At 70.2% G+C, this 17,795-nt stretch carries 12 protein-coding genes; 6 read left to right on the top strand and 6 right to left on the bottom strand.

Features of this window, described 5'->3' with window-relative positions; translation table 11 throughout:
• Positions 1-8: 8 nt before the first annotated feature.
• Complete coding sequence (locus HMPREF0591_RS17195) at positions 9-2,693, bottom strand: FHA domain-containing protein (protein WP_083212381.1); 2,685 nt, start codon at positions 2,691-2,693, stop codon at positions 9-11.
• Between the two features lie 265 nt (positions 2,694-2,958).
• Positions 2,959-4,005, bottom strand: a complete 1,047-nt coding sequence (locus tag HMPREF0591_RS17190; protein ID WP_007169892.1) for an alpha/beta hydrolase — start codon at positions 4,003-4,005, stop codon at positions 2,959-2,961.
• Between the two features lie 184 nt (positions 4,006-4,189).
• Between HMPREF0591_RS17190 and HMPREF0591_RS17185 the strand changes: the two genes are divergently transcribed.
• Positions 4,190-5,035: an SDR family NAD(P)-dependent oxidoreductase gene (locus HMPREF0591_RS17185; protein ID WP_007169891.1), complete on the top strand. Its 846-nt coding sequence runs from the start codon at positions 4,190-4,192 to the stop codon at positions 5,033-5,035.
• Between the two features lie 16 nt (positions 5,036-5,051).
• Here the strand turns inward: HMPREF0591_RS17185 and HMPREF0591_RS17180 are convergent, their stop codons facing one another.
• The 3 genes from HMPREF0591_RS17180 to HMPREF0591_RS17170 form a co-directional block, all read right to left on the bottom strand.
• Entirely contained in the window at positions 5,052-5,555 is a 504-nt protein-coding gene (locus HMPREF0591_RS17180; RefSeq protein ID WP_040623007.1) for an isoprenylcysteine carboxyl methyltransferase family protein, read from the bottom strand.
• 11 nt (positions 5,556-5,566) lie between these two features.
• The gene (locus HMPREF0591_RS17175) at positions 5,567-6,673 is read right to left on the bottom strand and encodes a type III polyketide synthase (RefSeq protein ID WP_083212380.1); all 1,107 of its coding nucleotides are present in this window, start codon (positions 6,671-6,673) and stop codon (positions 5,567-5,569) included.
• Between the two features lie 133 nt (positions 6,674-6,806).
• Complete coding sequence (locus HMPREF0591_RS17170) at positions 6,807-9,041, bottom strand: molybdopterin-dependent oxidoreductase (protein WP_040623005.1); 2,235 nt, start codon at positions 9,039-9,041, stop codon at positions 6,807-6,809.
• A 201-nt stretch (positions 9,042-9,242) separates the two neighbouring features.
• Between HMPREF0591_RS17170 and HMPREF0591_RS32385 the strand changes: the two genes are divergently transcribed.
• From HMPREF0591_RS32385 to HMPREF0591_RS17155, 4 genes are all read left to right on the top strand, one after another.
• Positions 9,243-9,416, top strand: coding sequence for a hypothetical protein (locus HMPREF0591_RS32385; RefSeq protein ID WP_157137515.1), 174 nt, complete (start codon positions 9,243-9,245; stop codon positions 9,414-9,416).
• Positions 9,417-9,461: 45 nt separating this feature from the next.
• Positions 9,462-9,905, top strand: coding sequence for a nuclear transport factor 2 family protein (locus HMPREF0591_RS17165; protein WP_007169886.1), 444 nt, complete (start codon positions 9,462-9,464; stop codon positions 9,903-9,905).
• A 199-nt stretch (positions 9,906-10,104) separates the two neighbouring features.
• Entirely contained in the window at positions 10,105-11,499 is a 1,395-nt protein-coding gene (locus tag HMPREF0591_RS17160; protein ID WP_040623004.1) for a WS/DGAT/MGAT family O-acyltransferase, read from the top strand.
• 29 nt (positions 11,500-11,528) lie between these two features.
• Entirely contained in the window at positions 11,529-12,401 is an 873-nt protein-coding gene (locus tag HMPREF0591_RS17155; RefSeq protein WP_208857775.1) for an alpha/beta fold hydrolase, read from the top strand.
• A gap of 90 nt (positions 12,402-12,491) precedes the next feature.
• Here HMPREF0591_RS17155 and HMPREF0591_RS17150 read toward each other — a convergent pair whose 3' ends face one another.
• Positions 12,492-12,977, bottom strand: a complete 486-nt coding sequence (locus HMPREF0591_RS17150; RefSeq protein ID WP_007169883.1) for a nuclear transport factor 2 family protein — start codon at positions 12,975-12,977, stop codon at positions 12,492-12,494.
• A gap of 271 nt (positions 12,978-13,248) precedes the next feature.
• Between HMPREF0591_RS17150 and HMPREF0591_RS17145 the strand changes: the two genes are divergently transcribed.
• Positions 13,249-17,742 carry a cation-translocating P-type ATPase gene (locus HMPREF0591_RS17145; protein ID WP_083802020.1) on the top strand — a complete coding sequence of 1,498 codons (4,494 nt, stop codon included), beginning with the start codon at positions 13,249-13,251 and terminating at the stop codon, positions 17,740-17,742.
• The last annotated feature ends 53 nt before the right edge of the window (positions 17,743-17,795 follow it).

Genomic DNA, 17,795 nt, shown 5'->3' with positions numbered 1-17,795 from the left:
GAGCCGGCTCAGCCGCCCCTGAGCCGGATCTTCCAGCGCACGAAGCCCAGGTAGAAGAGGCTGATCAGCACCAGCATGGCGATGTCGAACCACCACGCGCCCGGGGTGTGACGCCAGTGCGAGTCCTTCGGGCTGAGCGGGCCGGGCACCAGCTTGGTTAAATCGGCGGTGGAGGCCGACGCCGCGAACCCCCAGCGCGCCGGGGTCGCCCAGGACATCTGGTCCAGCCCGATCCGCCCGGTCACCGGGATCATGCCGCCGGAGAACACCAGCTGTGACATCACCGCCACCACGAGCAACGGCATGATCTGTTCGTTCGACTTGGCGATGGCCGACAACGCCAGCCCGAGCATCGCCGAGGCCACACACGTCAACGCGACGTCGGCGAACAGTTCGAGGCCCGGCCGGCCGAGCGCCACCGCGCCCTGGGTGGGGCCGCCCTTGCCGACGAGCACGATCACAGTCACGATCGCCGACTGGATGACCGCGAACACCGTGTAGACGCACACCTTGGCCAGCAGGTAGGCGCTCGTGGACAGGCCGACCGCCTGCTCGCGGAGGAAGATCGGGCGCTCACCGATCAAGTCGCGGATGGTCAGCGCTGTGCCCATGAACACCGCGCCGACGTTGAGCAGCACCAGGATCTGCCCGGGCTCGTTCGGCGCCGCGCCGTAGGGGTTGGGGATGCCGAACCCGACGTTGCCGGGCACCGACATGGACAGCGAACCCATGATGAAGGGCAGCACCGCGAGGAAGACGAAGTAGCCGCGGTCGGAGAAGATCAACCGGACCTGCCGCCGCGCGATCGTCGAGAACTGCCGGAACAGGCTCGTGTGCGACGGGTCGCCGAGGTCGGCGGGCTGCTGCGCGGGCGGCGGTGGGGGCTGGGGGCCCGTACGGGCCAGGTAGCGGGCCTTGGCGCCGTCCGGGTCGCCCGCGACCGTGCTGAAGATGTCCGCCCAGTTCGTCGTGCCCATGGCCGGCCCGATCTGGCCGGGCGGCCCGCAGAAGGCGGTCTTGCCGCCCGGGGCCAGCAGCAGCACCTGGTCGCAGACGTCGAGGTAGGTCAGCGAGTGGGTGACGACGAGCACCACGCGACCCGCGTCGGCGAGCTGGCGCAGCATGGTCATCACCTGGCGGTCCAGCGCCGGGTCCAGGCCGGAGGTCGGCTCGTCCAGGATCAGCAGCGACGGGCCGGTGAGCAGCTCCAGGGCGACCGAGGCGCGCTTGCGCTGGCCACCGGAGAGCTTGTCGACCCGGGTATGCAGGTGCTGGGTCATCTCGAGTTCCTCGAGCACGCGGGCGACCACCTGTGCCCGGTCGTCCTTGGTGGTGTCCGGCGGCAGCCGCAGCTCGGCGGCGTACATCAACGCCTGCTGCACCGTCAGCTGCCCGTGCACGACGTCGTCCTGGGGCACCATGCCGATCCTGCTGCGCAGCGACGCGTACTCGGCGTGCACGTTATGGCCCTCGAACGCCACCGTTCCCCTGGTCGGGTGCGTGTACCCCGCGACCAGCCTGGCGAACGTCGACTTGCCCGCGCCCGAGGGTCCGATGACGGCCGTCAGCGTCCCGGGCTGGGCGCCCAACGAGATGTCGTCCAGCAGCGTCTTGTCGTTCTCGATCGTCCACGACACGCTGCGCACGTCCAGGCCACCGGTGGGGGTAGCGGTCGCGCTCTCGTCGCGGCGGGCCAGCGTACCGCCGGCGAAGACCAGGTCGATGTTGCCGATCGTGACGACGTCGCCGTCGTGCAGCACGGCGGAGTCGACCCGTTGGCCGTTGACGAAGGTGCCGTTGATGCTGCGGTTGTCGTGGATCTCGGTGCCCTGCGGCGTCGGGATCAGGGTGGCGTGGTGGCGCGAGGCCAGTACCTCGGGGATGACGATGTCGTTGTCGTTGGCCCGGCCGATCTTGATCGCGCCCGGCGCCGATTCCACCGCCCGGCCCGGCCGCAGGATCTTCATCATCGACGTCGCGATGTTCGACGCGTCACCGCCGACGCGCCCGGTCTCCGGCGCCGCCGGGCCCGCGGGCGGCGCCTGGATCGGCTGGGAGCGGTAGATCTGCGGCGCGTGTTGCGGCGCGCTGTGCGGCGCCGACGGCTGGCCCCCGGTCGGGTATCGCGGTGGGGGCCCCGAGGGGTGGCTCGGCATCGATCCGCTGGGCGGATGAATCGGCGTCGATCCGCTGGGCGGATACACGGACTGCGGCCCGCTGGGCTGGTGCGTGGACTGGCGGAACGAGGCCGACGCCGGCTGCTGCTGCGGGCCGGGCCAGTGCGCGCCCGGCGGCTGGGCATGGGGTCCGCGGGGGCTCGCCGCGGTGGCCGGGTTCACGATCGGTATCGACGTCGTCAGCGGCGGCCGCCCGGCCGTGCCCTGGTGGCGGCCGACCTCGAAGGTCAGCGCCGGGCCGTCCGGGTTGCCGATGTTGACGCGCGTGCCGTCCTGGATGTCGACCGTGGGCACGCGCTGGTGGTTGACGAACAGGCCGTTGAGGCTGCCGTTGTCGATGGCGATCCATCGGCCCTGGTCGAACCGGACGATCAGGTGCGTGCGCGAGATGAGGGGATGGGCCACGCGCACGTCGGCCCGCAGGTCACGCCCGATCGCTACGTCGTTGCCCGCGGCGAACGTGCGCTCGGATCCCTCGTACCGCACGGTCAACACGGGTGGGGCTGGTCGGCTCATCACGACCAACTGTATCGGCAGCCGCGCCAATCGGGACGGCGAATGTGGACCGGTCCCCCGCCGCACGCCGTCGAGCGGCTGCGTGCCACCGCCGGCCCCGCCCGGCGACGACCCGTGGCAGCGCGGTGCGGCTCGAGGCTTCCGCACCCGACTGGCGGGAGCAACGCGAGACGGCGCTGGTGCACGCCGAGCCACCGAACCGCGGGCGGTAGCCGCGGCGGCCGATGACTCGAGTCACCTGCCGCACAGCCAATTCGGGAGTTGGTCAGCCCGCCGCGGTCGCGGGGAGGCCACGGCGCCACGGCTCGCGGGCCGCGGTGACGTCTTTGATGAAGTTGCCGATGTAGCGGATGGCCCGCCTGCCTTCGGGCAAGATGTCGGCCGCCAGCGGGAAGTCGTGAATCTGTCCGTCCCACAGGTGCAGGTCGCACGGGATCCCACTGGATTCCAGGCGCTTTGCCATCAGTTCGGCATCGGGAAGGAGCAACTCGTCGGAGCTGGCATGGATGGTGACCGGCGGCAGGGAGGAGAGGTCGGCGTCCACGGGCGACGCCACGGTGGAATCGCCGCGCCCCTCCAAAAGTTCCGCCTGGCTGAGGTATTGGGCGAACATCGACAGCGCGCCGCGCGTGAACATCGAGCACTTGCGTGCGTTGCGGTGCTTCAGCTTGCGGACCGGGTCGGCATCGGTGAAGGGTGAGATGGTGGCGATCCCGGCGGGCCTCATCGTCTCGCTCTCGATGGCCAGCAGCGCGGTCATGAACGCGAGGTATCCACCGGCCGAGTCACCGGCTATGACCACCCGTTCGCCGTCGAAACCCCGGTCCTGCAACCAGCGAAGCCCGCTCATCCCGTCGTCGACCGCGTCGGTGATGCGATGCGAGGGCAGCTTGCGGTATCCGACGGTCAGCACGGCGGCGTCGGCCGCCTTCGAGAGACGCGTGACCACCGAGCGGTGCGTGTTGAGGCCACAGGTGAGGAAGGCGCCGCCGTGCAGGTACAGGATCGCCCGGTCGGTCGAGGCGCCGGGGGCGCAAATCCACTCGGCCGCACAATTTTCCAGCCGCACCGGTTCGATGTTCGCCGAGATGCCGATTCGCGGCATAAATCCCGCGAGACCGTCGACGTATTCGAACGGCCAGTGCAGGTTTGGAGTGAACGCCCACGCGCGCACCGTGTTCTTCACGATCAGCCGGCTGGCCAACGACACCGCGAACGATTGCGGGCTGTGGCGGTGGTGGACTCGCCGTTTCATTGCGCCGCTGGGCAATACACTCGGCAAGTCACGACGTGGAGCGATGGTGCTAACCATTGCAAATCCCTCCTAAGTGCGGACGGTATACCCGCCCGTGGCCACGAAAAACTGTCGGTGAAGGCCCCGCGAATGTTGGGTACATCACGGTTTACCGCGGGTGTGCGCTGGGTATAGGGACGGTTTCGGTCGCATCGCCCGCCCGGGGAGCGCCGCAGTTGGCCGGTGGCCCAAGATATGAGCGATGAACGACGAAACGGGCGTTGACGCGCTGTTGCGCGACCGGGTGGCCGTGGTGACCGGTGGCGGGGGCGGCATCGGAGCGGCCACCGCCCGGCTGTTCGCCCGGCACGGCGCGCACGTGGTCATCGTCGACATCGATGGCGGGCTCGCCGCGCGGACGGTCGACGACATCGCGGCCTCCGATGCCTCGGCCGTGGCGGTGGTCACCGACGTCCGGGACGCGGCCGCGGTCGACGAGCTGGCGCGGTCGGTGCTGGACCGTTATGGCCGGGTGGACGTGCTGGTCAACAACGTGGGCCACTGGCTGCGGCATCCCGGCAACTTCGTCGACACCGACCCGCGATTCTGGGACGAGCTGTACCGGATCAACCTGCAGCACGTCTTCCTGGTCACCCGCGCATTCCTGCCGGCGATGGTCGCCCGGCGGGCCGGCGCGGTGGTCAACGTGTCGTCGATCGAGGGCCTGCGCGGCTACCCGGAAGATCCGGTCTATGCCGCGTTCAAGGCCGCCGTCATCCAGTTCACCCGCAGCCTGGCGGTGCAGGTGGGCTCGCACGGGGTGCGGGTCAACGCCATCGCCCCCGACGTCACGGAATCCCTGCAGGTGCCCTACTCGCAGTGGCTGTCGGCCGACGAGCGGGCGCAGTGGCCCCACTGGGTACCGGTCGGCCGGATGGGCGTTCCCGAGGATCAAGCCCGCGTCATCTTGTTCCTGGCGTCGGAATTGTCTGGGTTCGTCACGGGCCACACCGTTCCGACCGACGGCGGTACCGGCGCGGCGGGCGGTTGGTTCCGCTCGTCACGCCGGCCCGACCGCGAATGGACGAATCGTCCCATCGCACCCTGACGTGCCCGGGCGGCGCTCAGGCCAGGCCCAGCGCGGCGTTCTCCGCCCGGATCCGGACGTTGAGCACCAGCGCGTTCGCCACGCTGAACACGATCGCCGTCAGCCAGGCCGAATGCACCAGTGGCAGCGCGGCCACCTCCGCCGCGACCGCGGCGTAATTGGGGTGGCGCACCCATCGGTACAGCCCGTCGCGCACCAACGGGGCACCCGGGATCACGATGAGCCTCGGGTTCCAGCGCTTGCCGAGCACGCTCACGCAGCGCCAGCGCACCGCCGTGCTGAGCGCCACCACCGCGAGCATCGGCCAGCCCAGCCACGGGACGAACGGCCGCGCGAAGGCCCGGGTTTCCACGACGCACGACACCAGCAACAGCGCGTGCATGCAGACCATCGCCGGGTAGTGATCGCGGCCGAACTCCTTGCCCCCCTGCGCCAGCGACCATTTGGTGTTCCGACGGGAGACGGCCAGCTCGACCAAGCGTTCGGCGGCGATCGCCAGAATGAACAGGTAGTAGTACATGGCCTCGCCCCTCACCACTGCAGCAACAGGAGTTCGAAGCTGAAGCCCGGGCCCATCGCCAGCATCACGCCGTAGGCGCCCCGGGGCGGCGGCTCCGCGACGGTGCGACGCAGCACGTCGAGCACCGACGCCGACGAGATGTTGCCGTTGTCGCGCATCGAGTTTCGGCTGTGCGCCAGCGCCTCGGGCGGCAAGTCCAGGGCGTCCTCGATCGAGTCGAGGACCTTCGGGCCGCCGGGATGGCACACCCACGCCGAGATGTCGGCCAGGGACAGGCCATGGTCGGCCAGGAAAGCGTCGACCTCGTCGCGCAGGTGGACTTCGGCCATCTTCGGCACGTCGCGCGACATCACTAGTTGGAATCCGCTGGATCCGACGTTCCACCCCATCACGTCGACGGTCTCGGGGATCACGCGGCTGCGGGTGGCGAGGACTCGCGGCGCATGATTGGTCTTCGGGTTCATGGGAGTTCGGTCGGCACCCGTGGCAACCACGGCGGCGGCGCCGTCGCCGAACAAGGACACCCCGATGAGCGCGGGGATCGACGTGTCGTCACGCTGCAGCGTGAGGGAACACAGCTCGACCGACAGGAGCACGGCGACATCCCCCGGGTAGCCGTGCAGGTAGTCGTGCACGCGCGCCATGCCGGCGGCCCCGGCCACGCAGCCGAGCCCGAACAGCGGGACGCGTTTGATGTTGGGCCGCAGCCCGATTCGGCTCATCAGGCGCGCGTCGATGGTGGGCACCGCGATGCCGGTGCTGGAGACCATCACGATCGTGTCCACCTCGTGCGGTGCGATGCCGGCCTCGTCCAGCGCCGAACGCATCGCCCGCTCGCCGAGGTCGACGGCGACCTGGAGGTAGGCGTCGTTCGCCTCCGTGAAGCCGCTCAACCGCGGGTAGCGGGACAACGGCAGGGCGAGGCTGCGGTGGTCGACCCCCGTCGTCTGGGCGAAGCGCAGGAAGCGCGGGTCGGTGAATTCGGTGAGCTCGCGGGCGACCTCGTCCTGGTTGTAGCGGTGCGGTGTGAATGCCACCGCCGCCCCGGCGATGTGCGGTGCGCCGCGTCCGCTACGGGCGGCCCGGCGCGTGGTGGTGAGATGCGTTGTTGCAGTCATGCCTATGCCGACGACGGGCTTGCCCCGAGGGTTCATCGGGATGGCGCCCGGGTGGGATGAACCACAGGCCGGCACGTGCCGTTAACGTTCGGGAGGGGCGCTAAGAAAAGGGCGGGAAAAGGGTTAGGCGGCTTCAAAGTTTCTGTGCGGGCCGGAACCGCGCTCGGTCGTCGATGATGGTGACCGGTATGCCGTTGAGCGCGCCGTTGCCCGACGGTTCGTCGATAAACGTCGGCGGGGAAAGGACATTCGTGTTGACCCCCGGCGAGCCGTTGGCGACCGCCATGCGGGTGCCCGGCTTGTCGTGGCCCCAGCCGTGCGGCATCGACACCACGCCCGGCCTGATCGCGTCCGTGACCTCGACCGGCACCCTGATCTCGCCCGCGGCCGATTTCACGGTGACGACGTCGCCGTCGGCGACTCCGCAGTGCGCGGCGTCGTCGGGGTGAATCAGCAACGTGCAGCAGTCTTTTCCCTTCATCAGCGCCGGCACGTTGTGCAACCAGGTGTTGTTCGATCGCAGGTGCCGGCGGCTCACCAGCACCAGCGGCTCGGCCGGGCGCTCCAGCCGCGCGGCCAGCCGGGGCAGATCGTCGAGCAGGTATTGCGGCGCGAGCCGGATCTTCTTGTCGGGCGTGCCCAAGATGTGGGGCAGCTGCGGCACCATCGGCCCGAAGTCGATGCCGTTCGGGTTGGCCTTGAGCAGGTCCAGCGTCAGCCCGCCGGGGTTCTTGCCGTACTGGTCCCCGAAGGGACCGGTCCGCAGTGTGAGGTCGAGCATGCGTTCGGGACCGCCCTGCGTGTAGAGCTTGCGGATCTCCGCCCCGTCGAGGCCCCGGGTGAACGACAGGTAATCGAAGAAGCCGTCGTCGATCGCGGCCACGTCGACGTCTTCGGCCGGTGTGCCGGTGCACAGGCCCGTCAGCCGGATGAGGATCTCCCACTCGTGCGGGCGGTCCCCCGGGTCGAACACCGGCGCGGAGTAATTCGCGATGCTCCGGATCGCGAAGAGCAGGATCAGGTCGTCGTGGTGCGGCTGCTCGAGCGGGGACAGCCCCGGCAGGATGACGTCGGCGTGCCGCGTCGTCTCGTTGATCCAAAGGTCAACGGAGATCATCGCTTCCAGCATCGGCAGCACCTCGTCGAGCTTGTCGCCGCCGGGGGTGGACAGAACGGGGTTGCCGGCGACGGTGATCAGCGCCTTGAGCTGCCCCTCGCCCGGGGTGGCGATCTCTTCGGCCATGCAGGACACCGGTGCCTGACCGAGCACCTCCTTCGCCCCGCGCACCCGGGTGTGCCAGCGGCCGAATTCCGGTAGGCCGCCTTCCAGCCCGGGCAAGGGCTGGGTGGTGATCGACCAGGCCGCCGGCCGGGGAAACATCGCTCCCCCGGGCACGTCGAAGTGACCGGTCAGGATGTTGACGACATCCACCAGCCAGCTGGCCAGGCTGCCAAATTCCTGGTTGCACAGGCCGATTCGCCCGTACACCACCGATCTCTCGGTCCCGGCGAGCTCGCGGGCCAGTAGCCGGATGCGGGCCTCGGGTATGCCGGTGACGGCGCCGACCCGTTTCGGTGGCCAGTCGGCGGCCACCCGGCGCATCGTCTCGACACCGTCGAGGTGCGGGCCGGGAGCGACCAGGTCTTCGTCGAACAGCGTGTGCGCGACGGCCAGCAGCAGTGCGGCGTCGGTGCCGGGCACGATGGGAAGCCATTCGTCGGCGCGCGCCGCCGTCGGCGTGCGCACCGGGTCGATCACGATCACCTTGCCACGCTTGCGGATACCGTCGATCAGCCCCATCACGTCGGGCGCGGCCAACAACGACCCCTGCGACGCGGCGGGGTTGGCGCCCATGATCACCATCAGGTCGGTGCGTTCGATGTCGGGCACGGGAAAGTTCCACCAGAGGCCGTACATCAGGTGCGACGACAGGTTCTTCGGCCATTGGTCGACCGTCCCCGGGGAATAGGTGACCGGCATCCCGGACATGCCCATCAGCACACCCGCGTACCGGGCGAGGGAGAACGAATGCGCCAGCGGGTTGCCGGTGTAGGCGGTGACCGCGCCGATGCCGTACTTCTCGATCACCGGGGTGAGCAGTTCGGTGCAGCGACGGAACGCCGCGTCCCAGCTGACCTCCCGCCACTGCCCGTCCACCTTGATCATCGGCCGGCGGATGCGGTCCGGGTCGTCGTGCAGGGCCGCAAGTGAGACACCCTTCGGGCAGATGTGTCCGCGGCTCCACACGTCGTCGCGGTTCCCCCGGATGCCGGTGACCCTGCCGCCGTCGACGTGAATCTCCAAGCCGCACATGGCTTCACACAGGGGACAGGTGCGCAGGTGCCTGCCATCTTCGCCCGTCGTCACCCACCCACTGTATTCCGCTACCGACCGTCGCGGAAGTGCCAAGCGCCGTGCGCGCGGTATTTCCTTGAGAGACATTTGAATCTGGCCGCCCAGCTGTACAAGGCCGCGTCGCCGAAATTAGCGTCGACCCCGGAGGACACGTTCACGGAAGGGAGCCGGCTCGTTGAGCATCCAAGCGGGCCCGCCGCATCGGGGTGCGCCGTGAGCGACCACCAGGGCATCGAATACCTGCGCGCCGAAGTCATCGACCGGCTGGACGCCCAGCCCTTCGAGGACTGGTCCCCCGCCCTGCTGCGGGCCCTGATCGCGGTCTTCGATCTCAACGGGGTGACACCGGCCGTCCCACGCGTGTTCCGGCCCCACATCGTGCGGTAGCCGCGGCGCATTCGGGTATTAGGCTGCGCCCGAGGAGTCACGACGGTGCAGACATGGGAATTGGTGGCGCGTGAGCGGATTCGCGACACCCTGGCGCGGTACAACTGGGCGGGCGACGCCGGCGACGTGGCCGGGCTCGCCGAGACGTTCTGCGTGGACGGCGTCCTGGAGATCCGCGGCCTCGAACCGCTGCGCGGGCGATCGGCGATCGCTTCGTTTCTCGGCGGTGTCGGCGTCGCCCGGCCCGCCGGCGTCAAGCCGATCGTCCGGCACAACCTGACCAATGTGCTGTTCACCGGGATGACGCGCGAGGCGGCCCACGTCTCGTCCTACTTCACCGTCGTCACCCACGTCGGGCTCGACCATTTCGGCCGCTACCGGGACACTTTGGTGCCCGCCGGCGACACCTGGCTGATCAACCACCGGAAGGTGTCGACCGACTGGGCGACCCCCGACTCGGCCATGGCTCGGCAGCGTGCGGGCGGGTGAGCGGCGCGCGGAGATGAACGCCGGTGGCGATTTCGTTAGATGTCTAGCGCGGATGTTTGCCTGAGACCGCCCAGCGGCTACAGATAGAAATCACACCTACAGATTGCGGTCGACCCCCGATTGCGGTCGCGGTGGGGCCGGGGGGTGACCATAGGTCATGTGACCAGCGGTCATGGCCGCGTTGATGAGACGAGCGAAAATGCAACGACTCAGTGGATTAGACGCGTTCTTTTTGTACATGGAATCGCCGACACAGCCCTTGAATGTTTGCTGTGTGCTGGAGCTGGACCCCGGTGAGATGCCGGGCGGCTACACCTTCCACGCATTCCGGACGGCGCTGTCGGCGCGGGTGGACGCGGTGCCGGAATTCCGCCTCAAGCTGGCCGACAACCAGCTGAACTTCGACCATCCCGTCTGGGTCGACGACGACCGTTTCGACCTGGCGCGTCACCTTCACCGGGTGGCGCTGCCGGCGCCCGGGGGATCCAGGGAGTTAGCGGAGATCTGCGGGCACGTCGCCGGGCTGGCACTGGATCGCGACCGCCCGCTGTGGGAGATGTGGGTGATCGAGGGTCTGCACGGCGGGGATGCGGTGTCCGTCGTCCTGAAGGCCCACCACGCGGTGGTCGACGGGGTGGGCGGCGCAAACCTGCTCGCCCAGCTGTGCAGCACCGCGCCGAACGCCCCGGCGCCCGAGCCGGCCACTCGCATCGGCGGGGCGAATCCCCTGCAGATCGCGGCGTCCGGGCTCCTCGGTGCCGGGTTACGGCCATGGCGGCTGGCCAAAGTGCTGCCGGCGACCGCCCTGACGCTGGCACAGACGATCCTGCGCGCCCGCGGCGGTGGAAACACCATGGCCGCCCCGTTCGCGGCGCCGCCGACGGCGTTCAACGGCCATTTCACCCGGCGCCGCAGTGTCGCCCTGACGACCCTTGACCTCGAGGACGTCAAGAAGGTCAAACGCCGGTTCGGGGTCACGATCAACGACGTGGTGACCGCCCTGTGCGCGGGCGCGCTGCGCCAGTACCTGTTGGACCGTGATGCGCTGCCGGACAGCCCGATGGTGGCCAGCGTGCCGGTATCGGTGCGGGGCAAAAGCGACCGGCCGGGCCGCAACCAGACGACGTGGATGCTGTGCCGGCTCGAAACCCATATCGACGATCCCGCCGAACGACTGGGCAGCATCGCGGAACGCAACGCGGCGGCCAAGGACCACGCTGCCGCGATGGGTCCCAGCTTGCTGCAGGACTGGACTCAAGTGGCGGGGCAGACGATGTTCGGCGCCGCGATGAAACTGCTGCCCCGGATTCCGCTGCCCGAAATTCTCCCGCACAACCTGGTGCTGTCCAACGTGCCCGGCCCCCAGGAACAGCTGTACTTCATGGGTTGCCGGGTCGACGCCATGTATCCGCTCGGCCCGCTGATCGCCGGCGCGGGGCTCAACATCACCGTCATGTCCCTCAACGGCCGGCTCGGCATCGGCCTGGTCTCCTGCCCCGACCTGGTGACCGACCCCTGGGACCTCGCCGACACGTTCCCCGCCGCGCTCAAAGAACTGCTGAATTGCAGCGAGCCCGGGCACGACCACACCTGACCCGGGCCGCGCCGCGGCGGCATGGCAAGGTGACACCCGTGGCAGACACCGTTACGCAGCAGGACCTGCGTGAAATCAGCACTCCGAAGGGCGCTTTGCGCTACTACGACTGCGGCCCGGACTCCGCCCCGGCGGTGGTGTTCCTGCACGGTTCCGGGCCCGGCGTCACCGGGTGGCGCAACTTCCGTGGCCTCCTGCCCGCCTTCGCCGAGCGATTCCGCTGCCTGGTCCTGGAATTCCCCGGGTTCGGCGTCAGCGACGACTTCGGCGGCCACCCGATGGTCACCGCGTTCGGCACCGTGTCCCCCTTCCTGGACGCGCTGGAGGTCCAGCGGGTGCACATCGTGGGGAACTCGATGGGCGGCGGCGTCGGCATCAACTTCGCCACCCACAACCCCGACCGCGTCGACCGGCTGGTGACCATCGGCGGCATCGGGACCAACATCTTCAGCCCGAGCCCCAGCGAGGGGATCCGGCTGCTGCAGGAGTTCGTGGAGGACCCCACCCGGCAGCGGCTGGTGGATTGGCTCAAGTCGATGGTCTACGACCAGGCGCTGATCACCGAGGAGCTGGTCGAGGAACGCTGGGAGCTGGCCACCGATCCGGACACGCTGGCCGCCGCGCGCCGCATGTACGGGAAGGCGGCCTTCGCCGCGATGAACTCCGCGATGGCCGCCTCCGACCGCCCGCTGCCGTGGGCGGCCATGCACAAACTGACCGCGCCCACCCTGCTGACGTGGGGACGCGACGACCGGGTCAGCCCGCCGGACATGGCGCTGATCCCGATGCGCACCATTCCCAACGCCGAGCTGCACATCTTCCCCAACTCGGGGCACTGGGCGATGATCGAGGCGAAGGACGCGTTCGAGAGCACCGTGCTGGGGTTCCTGTCGCGGGGTTAGCGGCGATCGACGTCGGCTCGCCGAGCGTGAAGCCACGGCGAAATCCGAGCGAAAATCTCGCCCTCACTTCACGTTCGGCGTGAGCGAACGTCAGGCCGATCCCGCCAAGCCGCTGAGCAGCAGGGCGTGCGCGTCGGGGTTGCCGTTCAGGACCCGGCTGGTGCGGGTGGCGATCCGCCAACCGGCGTCGGTGCGCCGCAGCACGAAATGGTGTGCGGTGGCCCGCCATACGCGATAGCCCTCGTTGTCGGAGCCGTCGCGGACCAGGACCAGGGATTCGCACACCGCGACTGCCGAGTCGCCGTCCACCGTGACGACGCACGGCCCCAGGAAGTGGGAGCAGCCCTTGGCGACCAACTTCTGGTGGGCGTCCGAGGCGATCATGGCGTGGACGTCGGCGCGGCTCTCCATGCGCCAGCCGTCAACGTCGTAGACGCCGTCGCTCGCCCACAGCCGCGCGGCGGCATCGGGGTCGCCCGCGTCGACCGCCGGGCCGTAGGACGCGATCAGCCGCGCGATGTCGCGTTCGTCTTCGAGGCGGCGCAGCCGCCTGAACAGGTCGTCGATCTCGGTCATGGTTCCTCATCATCGTCGGGATTGGTGGAGCGGACCACTACGGGGTCCGACCACCACCGCCCATTGGGTTTGCTCAACATATGGATCAGGCCACCCGAACAATGCGATCGAAGCCTTCCAACAGCAGCGATCACTTTTTACACGTTCTTTACCTGCGTCGGCCTCAAGTTGCTGGGTCGTTGACAGCGGGTTAGGTTGGTCGGGTTTGTGGATCGCGGCCAGCGTCGGCCGACGGCCTCCCTCGCGGATAACCGCGGAGCGGCCATTCGTCATGTGCGGGAAAGGGGTTGGGGTGCGACAACTTTCGCCGCTGCGGGTGATGTCGACGGGACTCGGAGCCGCCGCGGGACTCGGCGATGCGGCCGGCAAACTGGCCGCCGCCGGCCTCGATGTCGTCACCCTGCCCGCCCGGATGGGCGCAAAGGTGCTCTCGGGCGAGGTTTCCCGCTCGACGCTGACCCGCCGTTGCGGGCGACGGGACGGGCGCCTCTGGATCGAGGTCCGCGGCCTCGACGGCACCGGTGGGGCGGCACGCGGCCGCGCCCTCGTCGCTGCGCTGCGGGCGCAACCCGGCGTCACGAACGCCGTCCTGAACCGCCCACTGTCGCGGGTGGTTGTCGAGATCGACGACGACGCGACGTCGCTGAACGAACTGTGCTCGGTGCTCGATGACGCGGAAAAGGATTTCGCTGCAGTCGATTCCACCCGTGGCGACAGTTTGCCCGGCGACGGGCTGCTGTTGGCCGCCCGCGGCGCGATGGTGGCGGTCAACGCCGCCGGGTTCGCGGTCGCGGTCGCGGGCCGGGCGGTGCGGTTGCCGGCGGCCCCCATCGCCGTCGAGGCGGTGTCCGCGATCGCCAATCACCAACCGTGGCTGCGCCGTGCGCTCGGCGGAGGGATCGGCCCCGGCGCGACGGACACCGCGCTGTCGCTGTTCGGCACCGCCGCCCACGTTGTCACGCTGTCACCGGCGAAGCTGGCGGTCGACCTGTCGATGCAGGCCTTCAAGGCCGCCGAATGCCGGGCCGCCGCGCGGGCATGGGCCCGTTACGAACCGGAATTGGCCCGGCACGCCGACGAGTCGGAGGTGCACCGCGTACCGCGCCCCGTTCCCGCGCCGGCCGGCCCGGTCGAACGTCACGGGAAGCGCGTGGCGTTGGCGCAGCTCATCGGAGTCGGCTTGACGGGGGCCCTTACCCGCAACGTCACGATGGCCTCCAACGCGGCGCTGGCGACCGCACCGAAGGCGATGCGCACCTCGCACGAGGCGTTCGCGGCCACGCTCGGACGGGGCCTGGCGGATCGGCACGCGGTCCTGCCACTGCGACCGGAGGGCTTGCGCCGACTGGACACGGTCGATGCGCTGCTGATCGATCCGCGCGTGCTGTGCGGCGAGCGGATGCGGGTGGTGCGCGTGCGCGGCGCCCGGGACGGCGAGTTGCTCAGTGCCTGGACGAGCGCCCAGGAGCTGCTCGACGACGGCGCGGCCCCAGGCTGGCACCGGATTCACGCGGCGTCAATCGACGAGCCGGTCGAGGCGCTCATCGCCCCGGCCTCCCACCCGCTCGCGTCGGCTCTGATCACCCGGGCGCGCGACTCGGGTGCGCGCCTGGTGTCGGTCGACACCGACCTGCTCGGCGACTTGCGTCCCGCGTTCGACGACGTCCTTCCGGTCGGCAACGGCGGCATCGACCACGCACTCGTCGATGCGCTGTCGCGGCTGCAACACGACGGGCATACCGTCGCGGTGCTGTCCTCGTCTGGCGCGCAAGCGCTTTCGGGCGCCGACGTGGCATTGGGCATCAGGCCGAGCGTCGGGGCACCGCCGTGGAATGCGGACCTGATGCTCGACGACCTGGCCGGAGCCTGGCGGGTGTTGCATGCGTTGCCCGCGGCCCGGGCGGCGAGCCGGCAGGGCATCGCGATCTCGGTGGGCGCTTCGGCGCTGGGCGCGCTGTTCATGGTGCCGGGGGTGCGCCGGTTGCGCGGGCCCGGGCCGGTGACCGTCGGCGCCGTCGCGGGGATCCTCTCGGGATACCTGTTGGCCCGCGGCGCGATTCGCACTCCGACACCCCGGCCCGCGCCCGCCTACGAGTGGCACGCGATGTCGGCCGAGCAGGTCCGCGAGGTGCTGGCCACGCTGCGTGACCCCGACGAGCGTTCCGCCGCAACGGAACCCGCAGAAGGTGGCGCAGGGTTCCCCGCCGCGGCGTGGGAATTCGCCAGGGCCGCGGCCGCCGAGCTGACCGGTGACCCGTTGACCCCGATACTCGGGTTGTGTTCGGCGGCGACCGCGCTGCTGGGATCACCGGCCGACGCGGTCATGGTCGGCGCCGTGTTGACCGGGAACGCCTTGCTGTCGACCGCCCAACAGCTTCGGGCCGAGAGCCGCCTGAACCGCCTGCTCGCCCAGCAGGCCCCCCCGGCCCGCGTGGTCACCAAGGGGACCGACGCCGCGCGCGGCTACCGCCAGGTCGTCGTCGAGCAACTGCGGCCCGGTGACGTGATCGAGGTGCGCAGCGACGAGGTGGTGCCCGCCGACGCCCGGGTGATCGCGGCGCACGACCTCGAGGTCGACGAATCGTCGCTGACCGGTGAATCCCTGTCCGTCCAGAAGCACGTCGAGGCCACGCCCGGGGCCGAACTGGCCGACCGCCGCTGCATGATCTACGCCGGCACCACCGTGGTGGCCGGCACCGCGGTGGCGCTGGTGACCGCCGTCGGCGCCGACACCCAGAACCGCCGCGCGGCCGAACTGGCCTCCGGCGAACTGCCCACCGTCGGCCTGCACCATCAGCTCAGCCAGCTGATGAGCCGCGCGTTCCCGTTCAGCGCGGGCGGCGGCATCCTGGTCGGCGCGCTCGGCCTGTTCCGCGCCGGCGGTCTGCGCCAGGCGCTGGGCAGCGCGATCGCGGTCGCCGTGGCGGCCGTCCCGGAGGGCATGCCGCTGATGGCCACCCTCGCCCAATCGGCGTCGGCGCAGCGACTGGGTGAATGCGGCGCGCTGGTCCGGGTGCCGCGCGCGGCCGAGGCGCTCGGTCGCGTCGAGGTGGTCTGCTTCGACAAGACCGGGACGCTGAGCGAGAACCGCCTTCGCGTCGCCGAGGTGCTCCCCCTGGTGGGCCATTCCCGCGAGGAGGTTTTGCGGTGCGCCGCCCAGGCCGCACCGGCCGACGACGGCAACCCGCATGTGCACGCCACCGACGAGGCCATCATCAAGGCGGCGGACGCGGTGGCGGATTCCGGTTCGCGACCCGAACCCGACGCGCATCTGCCGTTCCGGTCGGGCCGGGCCTTCTCGGCCTCGGTGACAGGTACGCAGTTGACCGTCAAGGGCGCACCCGAAGTGGTCTTGGCGGCCTGCGGCGACGTCGGCACAGACGTGGACGACGCGGTCTCCGCGCTGACGACCGCGGGACTGCGAACGATCGCCGTGGCCCGGCGCCGCCTGACCGCGGCACAGGCGCGGTCGGTGCGGAAAGACCCCGACCGGATCACCGCACTGTGCGGCGCGGGGCTGACGCTCACCGGTTTCCTGGGCCTCTCGGACACGCCCCGCCCCCAGGCGCGACAGTTGCTGGCCGACCTGGCCGACCGGGGTGTGGCGATCCGGCTGATCACCGGCGACCATCCCGTCACCGCCACCGCGATCGCCCGCGAGCTGGGGGTCGCGGTGAGCGCTCACGAGGTGATCACCGGGTCCGAATGGAACGCGCTGTCACGCGATGATCAGCGGCGCGCGGTCTCCGAGCGGGTGATCTTCGCCCGGATGTCACCGGAGAACAAGGTGCAGGTCGTCCAGACGCTCGAGCGCGCCGGGAGGGTGTGCGCCATGGTCGGCGACGGCGCCAACGACGCCGCCGCGATCCGGGCGGCGAGCGTCGGCGTCGGTGTGGTCGCGCGCGGCAGCGACTCCGCGCACACGACTGCCGACCTGGTGCTGACCGACGGCCGCATCGAGACGCTGGTGGCCGCGATCGACGAGGGCCGCCGCCTGTGGCGCGGCGTCCAGGCGGCCGTGGCCGGCCTGCTCGGCGGCAACGCCGGCGAGGTGATCTTCTCGGTCATCGGCACGGCGATCTCCGGGACCTCGCCGCTGAACACGCGGCAATTGCTGCTGATAAACACGCTCACCGACGCGCTACCCGCGACCGCGGTCGCCGTCAGCACCCCGGCGGGGCCGGTTCAACGCGTCCGGAGCGGCATCGACGAACGCGCGCTCATGCGCACCGTGGTGGCGCGCGGAGCGCTCACCGCCACCGCCGCCACGACTGCCTGGGTGATGGCGTCGGTCACCGGGCTACCGCAGCGGGCCTCCACCGTCGCGCTGATCTCGCTGGTCGCCGTCGAGCTCGGCCAGACCGTGGTCGACTCGCACGCGCCCCTGGTGCTGCTCACCGCCGCGGGCTCGTTCGCCGCATTCACCGCGATGATCAGCACCCCCGGGATCAGCCAACTCCTGGGCTGCACACCGGTCGGCCCGCTGGGCTGGGCGCAGGGGCTGGGCACCGCGACGGCCGCGGTCCTCGCCGTCGCCGCCACGAATCGGTTGCGGTCGGGCCGCCGGGACGAGGAGTCGTCACGCACCGATGACCCGGAACCCGAGGAGGCCGCGGAGACTGCCCCGCCACGACCGCAACACAGCGGATCCCGGGCGCCGCATACCGCGGTGCTGCTGGCTCCCGCGAAGGCCGCGCGTGCGCTGAAATTGGTGGATCGACAACAGCATCGGATCTCGGCGGAGGCCGTGACCGATCGCCCGTGAGCCCTCAGTGACGGTCACCGCGCGGAGCGATGAACACGCCTTCCGGTCGCCCG

Origin of the sequence: Mycobacterium parascrofulaceum ATCC BAA-614, from assembly GCF_000164135.1 — a bacterium.
GTDB classification, from domain to species: Bacteria; Actinomycetota; Actinomycetes; order Mycobacteriales; family Mycobacteriaceae; genus Mycobacterium; species Mycobacterium parascrofulaceum.
This window is presented reverse-complemented; position numbering and strand designations above follow the sequence as displayed.